Annotated in this window: 11 protein-coding genes and 1 pseudogene; 4 read left to right on the forward strand and 8 right to left on the reverse strand. The window is 36.1% G+C overall.

What is annotated here, in order from left to right; genetic code table 11:
• Positions 1–79: 79 nt before the first annotated feature.
• Positions 80–505: an iron response transcriptional regulator IrrA gene (gene irrA / locus BBBE_RS00575; RefSeq protein ID WP_010700684.1), complete on the forward strand. Its 426-nt coding sequence runs from the start codon at positions 80–82 to the stop codon at positions 503–505.
• Between the two features lie 61 nt (positions 506–566).
• On the opposite strand, the gene BBBE_RS00580 is transcribed toward irrA, so the two are convergent.
• From BBBE_RS00580 to BBBE_RS00600, 5 genes are all read right to left on the reverse strand, one after another.
• Positions 567–1,124: an SH3 domain-containing protein gene (locus BBBE_RS00580; protein ID WP_010700685.1), complete on the reverse strand. Its 558-nt coding sequence runs from the start codon at positions 1,122–1,124 to the stop codon at positions 567–569.
• 569 nt (positions 1,125–1,693) lie between these two features.
• A complete protein-coding gene (locus tag BBBE_RS00585) occupies positions 1,694–2,548 on the reverse strand; it encodes a C40 family peptidase (RefSeq protein ID WP_022708590.1) in 855 nt (284 codons plus the stop codon).
• 5 nt (positions 2,549–2,553) lie between these two features.
• Positions 2,554–3,927, reverse strand: a complete 1,374-nt coding sequence (locus BBBE_RS00590; protein WP_010700687.1) for a leucyl aminopeptidase family protein — start codon at positions 3,925–3,927, stop codon at positions 2,554–2,556.
• A 12-nt stretch (positions 3,928–3,939) separates the two neighbouring features.
• Entirely contained in the window at positions 3,940–4,938 is a 999-nt protein-coding gene (gene coaA, locus BBBE_RS00595) for a type I pantothenate kinase (RefSeq protein WP_010700688.1), read from the reverse strand.
• Between the two features lie 137 nt (positions 4,939–5,075).
• Positions 5,076–6,065 (reverse strand): asparaginase, encoded by a 990-nt coding sequence (locus BBBE_RS00600; RefSeq protein ID WP_010700689.1) that lies wholly within the window; start codon positions 6,063–6,065, stop codon positions 5,076–5,078.
• A 200-nt stretch (positions 6,066–6,265) separates the two neighbouring features.
• Between BBBE_RS00600 and hslV the strand changes: the two are divergent.
• Positions 6,266–6,845 (forward strand): annotated as a pseudogene (gene hslV / locus BBBE_RS00605) (ATP-dependent protease subunit HslV); the annotation flags it as partial.
• A gap of 3 nt (positions 6,846–6,848) precedes the next feature.
• Positions 6,849–8,159 carry an ATP-dependent protease ATPase subunit HslU gene (gene hslU, locus BBBE_RS00610; protein WP_010700691.1) on the forward strand — a complete coding sequence of 437 codons (1,311 nt, stop codon included), beginning with the start codon at positions 6,849–6,851 and terminating at the stop codon, positions 8,157–8,159.
• Between the two features lie 1,067 nt (positions 8,160–9,226).
• On the opposite strand, the gene pnp is transcribed toward hslU, so the two are convergent.
• Together pnp and rpsO are read right to left on the reverse strand one after the other, a co-directional pair.
• Complete coding sequence (gene pnp / locus BBBE_RS00615; RefSeq protein WP_010700692.1) at positions 9,227–11,428, reverse strand: polyribonucleotide nucleotidyltransferase; 2,202 nt, start codon at positions 11,426–11,428, stop codon at positions 9,227–9,229.
• A gap of 230 nt (positions 11,429–11,658) precedes the next feature.
• On the reverse strand, positions 11,659–11,928 hold the full coding sequence (gene rpsO / locus BBBE_RS00620) for a 30S ribosomal protein S15 (RefSeq protein WP_010700693.1): 270 nt from the start codon (positions 11,926–11,928) through the stop codon (positions 11,659–11,661).
• Between the two features lie 296 nt (positions 11,929–12,224).
• Between rpsO and BBBE_RS00625 the strand changes: the two genes are divergently transcribed.
• Positions 12,225–13,853, forward strand: a complete 1,629-nt coding sequence (locus BBBE_RS00625; protein ID WP_010700694.1) for an MFS transporter — start codon at positions 12,225–12,227, stop codon at positions 13,851–13,853.
• A 103-nt stretch (positions 13,854–13,956) separates the two neighbouring features.
• Here BBBE_RS00625 and truB read toward each other — a convergent pair whose 3' ends face one another.
• Positions 13,957–14,919, reverse strand: a complete 963-nt coding sequence (gene truB / locus BBBE_RS00630) for a tRNA pseudouridine(55) synthase TruB (protein ID WP_010700695.1) — start codon at positions 14,917–14,919, stop codon at positions 13,957–13,959.
• Positions 14,920–14,921: the final 2 nt, after the last annotated feature.

Below are 14,921 nucleotides of genomic sequence, written 5' to 3' on the forward strand. Positions count from 1 at the left end.
TATAAATGTAATGCAGTTTATATTGTGTCGATAAGCATAGACGATTTAGGGTTTATAAAAAACAGTCTGTGAGAGAGTTGTGAGTTGTTATTCCTTACCTGAATTAGAAAAGCATTTACGTCAAAATGGTTTGCGGCCAACACGCCAACGATTGGAGCTTGCAAAAATGATTTTTTCTCAAGGTAATCGCCATATTGCAGCTGAAGAACTTTATGAAGAGGCGATTAAATCAAATGTGCCTGTATCTTTAGCGACAATTTATAATACACTTCATCAATTTACGGAAGCTGGTTTATTGCGAATTATTGCTGTAGAAGGTTTAAAAACTTGGTTTGATACGAATACATCTGATCATTATCATTTCTATATTGAAGGTGAAAATCGTATTCTTGATATTCCTTGTAATTTAAAAGGGTCTCCTATCATTGAAAATTTGCCTCAACCGCCAGAGGGAATGGAAATTTCACATGTTGATTTAATTATTCGGTTAAAACCCAAAAATTAGTTTAATATTAGGAGTTAAACAATTTTATACGTAAAAAATTAAATGCAGAAGCTGAAAATTATTAATTTTTTATTTTTTCACCAGGATAAATCCCCCATAATTGAGTTTGATGAAGCCACCCGCGAATGTTACGAATATCCAGTTCGCACCAATGCCCGTCACATTGACGAATGTTTCCGATAATATTAGGTTCTACTTCTGCTAAAACTTTTGCATTATCTGTTGGGGTTTGGCGTACTATAAGTCTTTTTGTTTTATCTTTTTGCCATGGAATAGTTATAGCAGTCCGTTTTCCCGATAAAAGTGATTGGTAAACCCATCCTTCGTCACCTTCAGCATCACGAATTTTGCGCCATTGATCGTATTCTTGAATAATTTCAATAGGTAAACCCTGCTTTTGATAAGTAAAAGTAATAGGATAATTACTTCCTGGTCCCACGCGTACATTAACACGTGCAGGCTTAATTGAAGCAAATCGTGGAAGTGGTAAACCACTTGGGCCCAAATTTTGATTGGGTACTTGTGCGTACGATAAAACAAGAGAACTGAATAAGAATCCTCCTGTAATTAATATACATAATAGGAATGTTAAAAATCGAAACCAGGTAGAATTTTTCACTTTTCAACCTTTTTTACGCTTTTTTGTATATTTGCAATTTAAGATTTGGAAAATAAATAGGTCCGAGAATTATTCAAGCTATAGCATACGTTTAATTAAAGAGGTCTAAACTAATTAGGCAATTATGAAAAATTTATGAAAAATACTAAAAAAATTTGAAAATATGGATATGCAATAAGTAAAGATTGCTCATAATATTAAAATAAAATTCTCTTCTCTTAATAGAGTAATATAGAAACGCACTTTTTGGCGCTTATTCAATTAAATGGACAATTTATACACATAATTAATAAAAGTCATTTTTACGACGTTTTGATGTTTATACAACAAGCTATCTTATGAAGGAAATATGTGCAAAATTATAAACGCAAATGTTTAGTTGATATACGCTAATGAAAAACCTTGTAATAGATGATGAGCTTTATATGTTTAAAAGTAAGGGTAGAATTCAATTCTGCATCAATGAGCATATGACAGTTAAATTATTGTTTTCTGCATAGGTGGTAATAATAATTGCATTGTTGTATTTTTTAACTCTTTTCATATAAAGAGAGTGTATATTATATTTTCTAGATTGGTCGACGTTTTGCTATAATATACTGATTTTTCTTAGCAAAATGCGTGAGAACTTCTTCTAATGGTTCGATCATAACATCCATAGATTTGCCATTTGCGTGAATGATATTTTGATGATCGACCATAATAGCAACATGGCCTTTCCAAAAAATCAGGTCTCCCCGTTGAAGACTTTCATTATCTGTCAATTGTTTTCCTATAGTTTTACATTGCATATCTGTATCACGTAAAACCATCTGACCTGCCATCATCATGGAAAGCTGGACCAGTCCTGAGCAATCAATACCAAAACCACTAATACCACCCCAAAGATAAGGTGTGCCGACAAGAGTTTGTGCGACTGTAACATAATCCTCATGGATATGTTCAATAGGCTTAAGGTGACAAGAAACAATAGCTTTTCCATTTTCAAGGATAGAATACATTATATTTCGTGTCTCAATTTCATCAACAACACTTACTTTGCTTCCTATGGATAAGGCACTTTCTGCGGGGCCACGTAAGTCAGCTTGTAAATATTGAAAGGTACGTGGCACTGAAACGATATGAGTTTGTTTTATAGTTGATGTACAAAGAATGCTTGTGTCAATATAACCCACATAGTTATCTTTGAGTGATTGCCCCCATGACATGGTTTCTCCTGGTTCAAAGATTAAAAGCTCTTCTCCAAAAAGACATTCAGTTTGCCTTTCGCTTTTTTGACTTTTATCCTTAAATAAACCGGCAACCGCTGTATTAACGCGTTTTTTTTCTCCTTGAATAGGATATTGAGTTGTCATTTCTTTTGCAAGATGTTGATTTGTAGGATCATTTCTGAGTGGATATAATCGTGGATCTTTATGCATCATCTATATTAACTTTTGTTTTTGAAAAGATAATAAAGGGCACGAATAACTTGTGCATTGCCACCAATAGGATAACCCGGTTTTTCTTTTGGTATCCACCCATAAAGATCAAAATGAGCAAAATGTTGGGCTTTTTCAACAAAAGAGTTTAAAAATAAAGCAGCAGTTATGGAGCCAGCGAAGTTATCTCCAGTTGTATTATTGAGATCAGCAATCGGTGATGATAATTTTTCCTTATAGGGTTGCCAAAGTGGCATTTGCCAAAGAGGGTCATCAACACAGTTAGCAGCTTGAGAAATTTTTTGTGCCCATAATGAGTCATTGCAATAAAATGCAGGAAGATCTGGACCTAATGCTATGCGAGCAGCTCCTGTTAAACTAGCCATACAAAGCATAAATTGAGGTTTGTTTTCATCACCATAAGTTAATGCATCGGCAAGAATAAGCCGACCTTCAGCATCTGTATTGCCAATTTCAATACTTAATCCTTTTCGACTTTTTAAGATATCACTTGGTCGAAAGGCATTAGCCGAAATAGCATTTTCAACGGCTGGAATCAGAACCTGTAAACGGAAAGGTAATTGTGCATCCATAATAAGCTTAGCTAAGCCTAAGGCATGTGCACCACCACTCATATCTTTTTTCATTAGCAGCATGTTGCTGGCTGATTTAATGTCTAATCCTCCAGTATCAAAGGTCACGCCTTTACCAACTAATGTTATTTTAGGGTGATTTTCCTGCCCCCATTGTAATTCAATAAGTCGTGGTGCAATGTTGCTTGCTCGCCCTACGGCATGAATCATTGGAAAGTTTTGTTTAAGGAGTTGATCTCCACAAATGCTTTTGACATGAGCATTATAAGTTTGTCCTAGTTGGTGTGTTATGGTCTCCAAAGTATTAGGGTTCATATCATTGGCTGGAGTGTTGATGAGATCGCGGACAAAAAAGACAGTTTCATAAATTCGTTTAAGTTCATCAAGATCAATTGTGTCATGAACATGAATCGATAATGATTTACAGGAAGGATTTTGGCGATAGCGGTTAAATTGATAACTTCCTAATGCTAATCCCAAATAAGTGTTTATTTCGTTTGCAGTTGATCCTTGTAGATGCCAATGTCCGGTAGAGAGATGTTTGGCGAGAAGTCCTGTGATAAAAGGTTCTTCACCATTACCGATTCCAAATAAAACTTTTTTTAATTGCCCTGTTTCATGAGGAACAAATAATATTTGTCCTGCTTTTCCGGTAAAGTTATTGACTTTCATCCATTTGGTTGTGGATGTATCAAATGATAAATCAGCGCAATTTTTTTGGCGCACTAAAATAATAGGGCAACTATTGTCGGCACGTGTTGAAGTGAAATTAATTTGGTGTTGAAGCATATTTTTTGATCCTTATAGTTTTCGAAGTGCGACATATTCGACCAAATGGTTTCTTCCTTTGCGTAGAATAAGATTAGCCCGTGGCCGTGTTGGCAATATATTTTCCTGTAAATTTTTTAAATTAATCGTATGCCAAAGATTATCAGCAATTTTTAAAGCTTCTTCTTCACTTAAGAGTGCATAACGATGAAAATAGGATTCAAGATTTTGAAATGCTGTTTTACGTAAACGCTTGAAACGATCTAAATACCAACGGTGAATCATTTCTGTTTCAGCGTCTACATAGATTGAAAAATCAAAAAAATCTGAAACAAAAGGCATAATTTTCTTATCATTGGGAAAATTGCTGACCTGAAGCACATTAATACCTTCAACAATTAAAATGTCAGGGCGGTCAATGATAGCCTCTTCATTTTCTAAAACATCATAGGTTGTATGTGAATAAAGCGGCACGCTGACATTACCGACACCAGCTTTTATAGTAGAAAGAAAGCGCAGCAATTTTTTAATGTCATAAGAATCAGGAAAACCTTTACGATTCATACGATTTTTTTTCTCTAACACAGCATTGGGATAAAGAAAGCCATCAGTTGTCACTAGGTCGACTTTAAAGCTGGATGTCCAGCGTTTCAAAAGTTCTTGAAGGATACGTGCAGTGGTTGATTTTCCTACTGCAACAGAGCCGGAAATTCCAATGATAAAAGGAGTTTTTATTGTATCTTCTTTGTGCAAAAATTGTTGTCGTTTTTGGAAGAGTTTTTGCACTGCTTCAACGCGACATGATAACAAACGTGACAAAGAGAGATAAATGCGTTGTACTTCTTCAAGATCAATAGGATCGCCAATTGATCGTAAACGCTTAATTTCATCAAAGGTTAAAGTAAGCGGTGTATCTGCACGAAACTGGGACCATTCTTGTGCTGTAAAGATACTATAAGGAGAATAGGGGCCAGAAATGTAATTGATCAAATCATCTTCTTGATTGGTTTTTGACAGATTAATATCAATCATTTTTACCGGCCAAGAATTGTTACTGGATTGCTTTTTTTGCAACAGCAATACTTGAATATGAAAAGATAAGATACTTTAATTGTTAAAAAAATTTTATTGTGCATATTCTCTTCATTGAAAATAATTAACGATTTTGCTCAGCTTATAGTCCAATCATTCCAATACATATTAATTTGTTCCTGTGATAGACCTTGTGCCAAAAAAGACCATAAAAGTAAACGCGCTTTCACTGCAGATAAATAACCTGACATTAAGGCGCCAGAAGCGATCATATCAATTTCTGAACCTTTATAACCGTAGGTTGTTTTAGCTGTTGATCCATTATAAGAACGGCTTGCGATGATAATTGGAATTTTTTTGGCGTATTGTCGTACAATATCTGCTTCTTGAGAAGAGCAATGACCTGCACCAAAACCAGCTATAACAAGGCCTGCATAATGTCCACTTTCAAGACAGAATTTCATTAAGTTTGTATCAGATGAGAGAGAGGAGTACAGAAGTGCAACTTGGTGATTATAATTTTGGGGAAACGTAAAGGTTGTAGGGAAGAAATTTCGGTCATTAAAATAAATAAGTTTTCCTTCCAAAATTGTTCCTAAAGCACCTGCTAAATCTGACTGAAATGTTTCAACTTTGACAGTATGACTTTTCTGCACCCAGTAGGGTGAATGAATAGTGTCGTTGATCACAACCAAGACACCTCTGTTACGACTTTGTTGATCAGCAGCAACACGGGTTGCAGCTAAAAGATTAGCAGGCCCATCAGCACCTGCATCACAAGGTAGACGCATAGCGCCAGTTATAACAAGTGGTTCAACTTTATTCCAGTAAAGAGAAAGAAAAAAAGCGGTTTCTTCTAGTGTATCAGTACCTTGTGTTAAAATAATACCATCAGCACCGGCTGCGATTTGTTGTGTTGCCCATTCTATTGTTTCAAAAAGAATTTTAAAAGATAAAGATCCACTTGGTAATTGTGTTAATGTTTGAGCGTGAATATCGGCAATATTTTTTAAATCAGGAACACTTTTTATGAGGATATCTGAGGTTAAAGTTGGTTGCATTTTCCTAAAACTATCGGGCGCCATTGTAATAGTGCCACCCAATGTTCCTATGACTATTTTTTTCATAGTTTGCCCTTTAGAAAAATGCAAATTACATATGACAGTTATTTAACAACAATTTAAGGTAGCAGCAACGGTATCATTTTCTTATTTAAATAATTGAGTTAAGCTCAATCGTTGTGTTTTGCAATATATGTTCTTAAATAAAGAGATGGATAGTTGAATTTTATGTCTGATAAAGGGAAGCAATATTAAGGAGTTTTCTTATGACAGAACATAAGTCTGATAGAATGTATGGTACGACTATTGTTACTGTACGAAAGGGCAACAAAGTTGTTATGGCTGGTGATGGTCAGGTTTCACTTGGACAAACAATTATGAAAGGCAACGCACGTAAAGTGCGTCGTCTTGGGAAGGGTGGAACGGTTATTGCTGGTTTTGCAGGCGCTACAGCGGATGCTTTCACATTGTTGGAAAGATTGGAAATTAAGCTTGAACAGTATCCTGATCAGCTCATGCGTGCGTGTGTAGAGCTTGCAAAAGACTGGCGAACTGATCGCTATTTGCGTCGTCTTGAAGCAATGATGCTTGTGGCTGATAAAAAAGTAACTTTGGCTTTAACAGGTCTTGGAGATGTATTAGAACCAGAAGATGGAATCATGGCAATTGGTTCTGGGGGCAATTTTGCTTTATCGGCTGCACGGGCACTCATAGATACAGATTTGGACGCAAAAGCTATTGCGTGTAAAGCGATGAGCATTGCCGCTGAAATTTGTGTTTATACCAATGACAATTTCACGATTGAAACATTGGATACAGAGTTATAATTCTTTAAAGAAAGCTATTTTAATGTGTGTTGTATTTTCTCCTCGCGAAACTGTTTCTGAACTTGATCGTTTTATTATTGGTCAAAAAGACGCTAAACGTTCTGTTGCTATTGCCTTGCGTAATAGGTGGCGTCGGCAACAACTTGAAGGACAAATGCGTGAAGAAGTTATGCCGAAAAATATTTTAATGATAGGGCCAACAGGTGTTGGTAAAACAGGAATAGCACGTCGATTGGCAAAACTTGCTGGGGCACCTTTTGTTAAAGTAGAAGCTACTAAATTTACCGAAGTTGGTTATGTTGGGCGTGATGTTGAACAAATTATTCGTGATCTTGTTGAAATAGCAATTTCTCTTGTACGCGAAAAAAAGCGGAATGAGGTGAAAGCTAAAGCCCATATGAATGCTGAAGAGCGAGTTTTAGACGCTCTTGTTGGCAAAACGGCAAGCCCTGCTACACGTGACAGTTTTCGTAAAAAATTACGCGAAGGTGAATTGGATGTAAAAGAAATTGAGATTGAAGTAGCCGATAATAGTAGTAATGGTACTCCTACCTTTGATATTCCTGGTATGCCTGGTGCACAAATGGGTATTATGAATCTATCAGATATTTTTGGCAAAATGGGGACTCGTACAAAAATCCGCAAAACAACTGTAAAAGATGCTTTTAAACCATTAATTGATGATGAATCTGAAAAACTTCTTGATCAGGATCAAATTATTCAAGAAGCATTGCGTGTGGCTGAAAATGATGGGATTGTTTTTATTGATGAGATTGATAAGATTGCGACCAGAGATGGTGGAGTAGGTGCTACTGTTTCACGAGAAGGGGTCCAACGAGATCTTTTGCCTTTAGTTGAAGGAACAACAGTTGCTACTAAATATGGGCAAATAAAAACAGATCATATCCTTTTTATTGCTTCTGGTGCGTTTCATGTATCCAAGCCATCTGATTTATTGCCAGAGCTTCAAGGTCGTTTGCCTATACGCGTAGAGTTAAATGCTTTAACGAGGGAAGATTTACGGCGTATTCTTACTGAACCTGAAGCAAGTTTGATTAAGCAATATATTGCTTTAATGGCGACAGAAGAGGTTCATTTAGAAATTACAGATGATGCAATTGATGCTTTGGCTGATATTGCTGTTGATTTAAACGCAAGGATTGAGAATATTGGTGCACGTCGCTTGCAAACAGTGATGGAACGTGTTCTAGATGAAATTTCTTTTACAGCACCTGATAAAGCTGGCACTTCATTTAAAGTTGATGCTGCATATGTCAAACAATCTATAGGTGATCTGGCTGCAGATGTTGATCTTTCACGTTTTATTCTTTAAGGACTATCACTTGTTATCATCTTTTCTATATATTTCAATAGCTTTTAAAGTTACGTATTCTTTATATATCAAGACTTTGTGAAAGAGTTTTTGACACTCTTTCACAAGGAGATAGTAGTTAGCAACAATAAGTAAGCTACTTCCTCATTTGAGTTTTTTGGTATTTATAATTGCAATACTTTTTTTTAAAATGAGGATATTTATATTTTTTATGTGAAACGGTGGGTTTGAAATGATTGTATCGTGAAAATCTATGATAAGCTTGTAAACAAGATTGTTCTAATAAAAAACCATGAAAAGAATAACTGTTAGTTATTACAAATATTTTTGGCTATTTTAGAAGGTTATGATTGGCTTCATAAAGATTAAGTACAGCTAGTTTATTTGTTTTTTTAAGTGCTTACATAAAAAAAGAAGCTTTAATTGGCTACTAAAGAAAGTTTTTCAGAAATATATAAAATGACAAACATGACGGATTCTAGAACAGTAACGACTATCAAAACATACCAGAAATGTTATGAAATTTATTTCAAGACTGAGCGGTGGTGAACGAAATGATAAAATATTGTATCTACTATTATATCTGTCTATTCTAAATTGTGGTGCTTGAAACAAAAATCCAAAGCTATAATTTTGCATAATTTATCACTAATATAAGCGTTATTTATTTCATCATTGAAGTAAGACTTTCGATTTTATCTCTGTTAATAATAATTTATCTACTTGATTTGAGCTATTTAAACGAATCTAAAAAGTAGTTCCCAATGAAACCCAAATATTTATCAAATTATAAAAGCATGCCATCATAGGAAAAGATTTAGCTTGTTTGTCAGATAACAACAAATTTAGCATTGGAAAATTTTAAGAATTTTTGTCACAAGAATGGTCATAATTTCAAAGTTTGTGCTTGTTATTTCAAATATTTTAATTAAATCAAAAACTAGCCAATCTTAACTTGGATTGAGTTGAAGGAAATCATAGTAAAGATAATACCAGTGAGACATTAGGTCCTTAAAAAACGCTATCCTCATATGAGGATAGCGTTTTTCACGATAAGAAGAAAAAACTCAATTTTCTTTTTTCTTACTGCGGCGTTTTTGTCCAGTGTTATTTTTTTTATCAGAACTATCTTCTTTTTCTGTTTTTATAGAATCATCGAGGGCAATTTCTTTCCCAGTTTTTTGGTCAACAACTTTCATGGACAGCCGGACTTTACCACGTTCATCAAAACCCATTAATTTAACCCAAACTTTATCACCCTCTTTAACGATATCAGTTGTTTTTTCTACGCGTTCTGATGCCAGTTGGGAAATGTGAACGAGTCCATCACGTGAGCCAAAAAAGTTCACAAATGCACCAAATTCTGCGGTTTTTACAACTGTTCCTTGATAAATAGCGCCAATTTCAGGTTCATCAACAATCGAATGAATCCAACGTTTTGCTGCTTCAATAGCTTTAGCGTCGGTGGAAGCAATCTTAATTACTCCATTATCTTCAATATTAATTTTAGCTCCAGTTTGTTCAACAATTTCTCGAATTACTTTTCCACCAGAGCCAATAACATCGCGAATTTTATCTACAGGAATGTTCATCATTTCTATACGTGGAGAAAATTCGCTTAGTTCATCACGCGCACTGGTTAAGGCTTTTGACATTTCATTGAGAATGTGGATTCGACCGTCTTTAGCTTGCTCAAGTGCGATTTTCATAATTTCTTCAGTAATGCCATCAATTTTAATGTCCATTTGCAAAGACGTGATACCATTTTTTGTACCTGCTACTTTGAAGTCCATGTCACCAAGATGATCTTCATCACCTAAAATGTCAGACAAAATAGCAAAACGTTCACCTTCTTTAATCAAGCCCATTGCAATACCCGCAACAGGGCGGGCCAAAGGAACACCTGCATCCATGAGTGCAAGTGAAGTCCCACAAACAGTTGCCATTGAAGAGGATCCATTAGATTCAGTAATTTCTGATACAGCACGAATAGTATAAGGGAAAGAATCTTTTGTCGGTAATATTGGGTGAATGGCACGCCATGCCAATTTACCATGACCAATTTCTCGACGACCAGGAGAACTAATACGCCCTGTCTCACCCACTGAAAAAGGTGGGAAATTGTAATGAAGTAAGAATGTTTCCTTGTAGGTTCCTGTTAATGAGTCAATATATTGTTCATCTTCACTGGTACCCAAGGTTACGATAACAAGTGCTTGTGTTTCGCCACGGGTAAATAGTGCTGATCCGTGTGCACGAGGTAAAATACTAACTTCTGATTGAATTGAACGTACAGTTGAAAGGGTGCGGCCATCAATGCGTTTGCCAGTTTCAAGAATATTTTGGCGAACAATTTTAGCCTGTAAATGCTTGAAGACAGTGGCAATTTGATCAGCATTAAATTCACAATTTTCTTCCATTTCCGACGTAAATTTGTCGATGACTTCTGTTTTAATAGCATCAATTGCAGTGTGACGTTCTTGTTTATCGGTAATTGTATAAACTTTTTGAAGGTCCTTTTCGACCATTTTAAACATAGTTGTTTCAAGATCAGATAAATCTTCTGGAATAAAATCACGTGGTTCTTTTGCTGCAACTTCGGCAAGTTTAATGATAGCGTCAATAACGGGTTGAAAACCTTTTTGACCAAATATAACAGCACCCAGCATAATATCTTCAGATAATTCTTGTGCTTCTGATTCAACCATTAACACGGCATTTTCTGTTCCAGCGACGACAAGATCAAGTTTTGATTCGGGCATTTCATCAATATGAGGATTGAGAACATATTGTCCATTACAATAACCAACGCGAGCACCAGCAATAGGACCTACAAAAGGAATACCTGATAACGTCAATGCAGCAGAAGTTGCAATCATGGCGAGAATGTCAGGGTTATTTTCTAAATCATGCTGTATAACGGAAACAATGACTTGGGTGTCATTTTTATAACCGTCAACAAAGAGAGGACGAATCGGACGATCAATCAAACGTGAGATCAATGTTTCACTTTCACTTGGGCGGCTTTCACGTTTGAAATATCCACCTGGTATTTTACCGACTGCGTAAGTTTTTTCTTGATAATTGACGGTTAATGGAAAAAAATCTTGATCTGGTTTTGGATTTTTTGCGGAAACGACAGTTGCCAAGACAATGGTTTCACCGTAGGTGGCAATAACTGCTCCATCAGCTTGGCGTGCAATTTTTCCTGTTTCTAGGATGAGTGGCCGACCGGCCCATTCAATTTCTACCTTATGGGTTTTAAACATTTTTTATCCTTAATGGCCAGTATTCACGTTCTAGTTTTATACGTTTGTGTTTTAAAGCTGCATGCAAGACAACAAGATGCTTCTATTTTTATGGAGATAAGAATAAATCACAATTGAGATACGAAGCAACTGGCAATCGTGCCTTATGAAAATTTTTTATCAATTTTGAAGATGAAAGCAGTAAACTGATAAATGGATGTTTTTTATAAAAAACATCCATTTACTTCATTTTAGCGACGCAAGCCTAGTTTTCCAATCAGTATCTGATAGCGATTTTGGTCAATTTCTTTAAGGTAATCAAGAAGGCGGCGGCGTTTAGAAACCATCTTTAAAAGGCCACGACGAGAATGATTGTCCTTTTTGTGAGATTTAAAATGATTAGTCAAATTAGAAATACGTTCAGAAAGAACAGCAACTTGCACTTCTGGTGAGCCTGTATCACCGGCCTTAGTCGCATATTCTGTAATAAGAGCGTGTTTACGTTCAGCTGTAATCGACATCATATCATCCTTTCAAAAAATGAAAAAAAACAGTCACCCATAGCCAAGATGTCGTTCAGCAAGGGTCTACGAAAAAACGAGAAGAACCAAAATTCTTATCTATTTTGGCATTTATATAAGAAAGAAGAATAAAATGCTAGCCCTTGAAAGTATCTTGAAGATCTTCTTAGAAATAAAGTTGTTTAGTTTAAGGCTATTTTATGAAATATGGCATATCTATTTGAGAGAAGGGTTGCAGCTTTGCGCAATGTGTTTATGGTAAAAAGAAGATTAGACTGCCGATTTGGAGACAAAAGATGCAGAAAATTTCAACATTAGAGCTTTTCCGAAATTCAATGTTTCGCAATTTATGGTCAGCGAATCTTATTTTTAATTTGGGAGTTGTCATACAAGCTGTAGGGGCAAGCTGGTTGATGACTTTGATTAGTTCGTCGCATTTCATGGTTGGGCTTGTTCAAGGTGCTACAGTATTACCGCTTGTTGTTTTTTCTCTAATGGCAGGAGCATTAGCCGATAATTTTAATCGGCGTCAGATTATGTTATTTGCACAAATAGTTATGATAATTGTATCAGTTAATTTGACTGTCTTATCCTATTTAGGGTTGATAACACCTTGGCTTTTACTGTGCTTTACATTTTTGATTGGATGTGGGCTTGCTTTTCATAATCCTGCTTGGCAAGCAACAATGGGGGATATTGTGAGCAGAGAAAATATTCCTACCGCTGTTACTCTGAATAGTATTGGCTTTAATTTAATGCGCAGTATAGGTCCTGCTATTGGGGGAGTTGTCATTGCTGCTTTAGGTGGAACTTCTGCTTTTCTATTAAATGCTATGAGTTATATTCCTTTAACAAGTGCTTTATTTTTATGGAAACCCAATTGTAAGACTAATACATTGCCATTGCCACGAGAGAAATTTTTAGGGGCTATAGCAGATGGTTTGCGCTATGTTGTTATGTCGCCTAATCTTTTAAGTGTTATGGCCAGAGCGTTTCTTTTTGGTGTCGGGACGATTTCGGTTTCTGCTCTGTTACCAATTGTTGCGTGTGAAATTCTTGGAGGAGACGCTCTTCTCTACGGTACGTTACTTGGTTGTTTTGGTATAGGTGCGATTACAGCTGGCTTTGTTAATTCGTATATACGGCATTATTTTAGTTCAGAAACGATTGTTACAACTTCATTTATAGGTTTTTCTTTTGTTTGCTTTGCTTTAGCAGTAAGTCGTTCAATTATTGTAAGTCATCTTGTTTTATTTCCTGCCGGTTTGTGCTGGGTTTTAGCATTGTCGTTGTTTAATACATCTGTACAGCTTTCCACACCACGCTGGGTTGTTGCGCGTGCTTTAGCGCTTTATCAAACTGCATCTTATGGTGGTATGGCAGTTGGTAGCGTGATTTGGGGTATATTTGCTGATGTTTATTCTCCAACAGTGGCTTTGAGTATTTGTGCTCTGTTCTTAATTTTAGGAGCTCTTGCGGGCATAAAGTTTAAGATTCAAGAAATTCCTCAGATAGATTTTGATCCACTTGATCAATTTAAAGAACCGCAGCTTTTGCTTGACTTGGAAGCATGCAGTGGTCCTATCATGATTATGATGGATTATCAAATTAATGAAAATGATCTCACAGAATTTCTTGAAGTTATGGCGCGTCGTCGCCATATTCGTCGACGTGATGGTGCTCGCCAGTGGGCTCTTTTACGTAACCTTGAAAAACCAGGCTGTTGGATAGAAGTCTATCATATGCCAACGTGGGTGGATTATTTGCGTCATAATTATCGGGCCATAAAAGCAGATGCAGAAGTAAATAAGCATCTTAGTCGATTAAATTGTGCACCTAGCGGTATAAGAATACACCGTATGATTGAGTGGCAAACAATACCACAGGCTGATGAGGTATATTTGAAGCTTTCTACAGAGCAATGATCTTGGTAGAATGGTTTGGGTATAAAGCGGTAAAAGTGGATTAATTATTTGTAATAAGTGTGGGAGAATATTTTGTTTCCAAAAAGTTATCTCAGGCAGAAATTCATCCACTTGTAAAAATACGTTTTGGTTTGAATTGGTTTTTTTCAATAATACCTATAGCAAGAAGCTGGTCTTTGTGGATTATACAAACATCATTTTCATCAATGGATGTATTTTGATTGTGTAAGAGCACTGGGTTGCCCATTCTTAAATACTGTGCTTGATTTTCGCTAATGGTATAATGAGGTAAATGAACTAATGCAGCCTTTGTTTCAGTTAGTAGTTTATCAAGTGTAGAGAAGCTCCACTTGGAAAATACATAATTTTCATCTTTTTCGTCGTTATACGTTACGGCTGCTTTTAATTTATCCCATGGAATGAGATCATTTTCATTAAAAGGAGCTACTGCGATACGGCGTAAGTCAGCAATATATCCATAACAACCAAGATCACGTCCCATATCGCGTGCTAAGGAGCGTACATATGTCCCTTTTCCACATGTTATTTCAAAAATGGAATGTCCTTGGGTTGTGGTTCCAGTAAGTTTGAGAGATTCAATTTTTACTTTACGGGATGGAATTTCAACAATTTCACCTGCGCGGGCCAGATCATAGGCACGATTACCGGCAATTTTAATTGCAGAAAATTGTGGAGGTGTTTGTAAAATAACACCTGTATATTTGGGTAAAAGGGTAAGGATATCTTTTTGTGTTGGACGTTGAGTCGCTGTTTTAATTACTTCACCTTCAAGATCATCTGTTGAGCGCTCTTCTCCCCAAGCTACATGAAAATGATAGGTTTTTATACCTTCCATAACGTAGGGAATAGTTTTGGTTGCTTCGCCTAATGCAATCGGTAACATACCACACGCAAGTGGATCAAGCGTGCCTGCATGCCCTGCTTTTTGTGCATTAAAGAGCCATTTAATTTGTGAAACAGCTTCTGTTGATCTCATCCCTTTTGGTTTGTCAAGAATTATCCAACCAGAGACAGAACGACCTTTTTTTTTACGTTGTGGTGCCATGT

Source organism: Bartonella bovis 91-4 (assembly GCF_000384965.1).
Taxonomy (GTDB): domain Bacteria; phylum Pseudomonadota; class Alphaproteobacteria; order Rhizobiales; family Rhizobiaceae; genus Bartonella; species Bartonella bovis.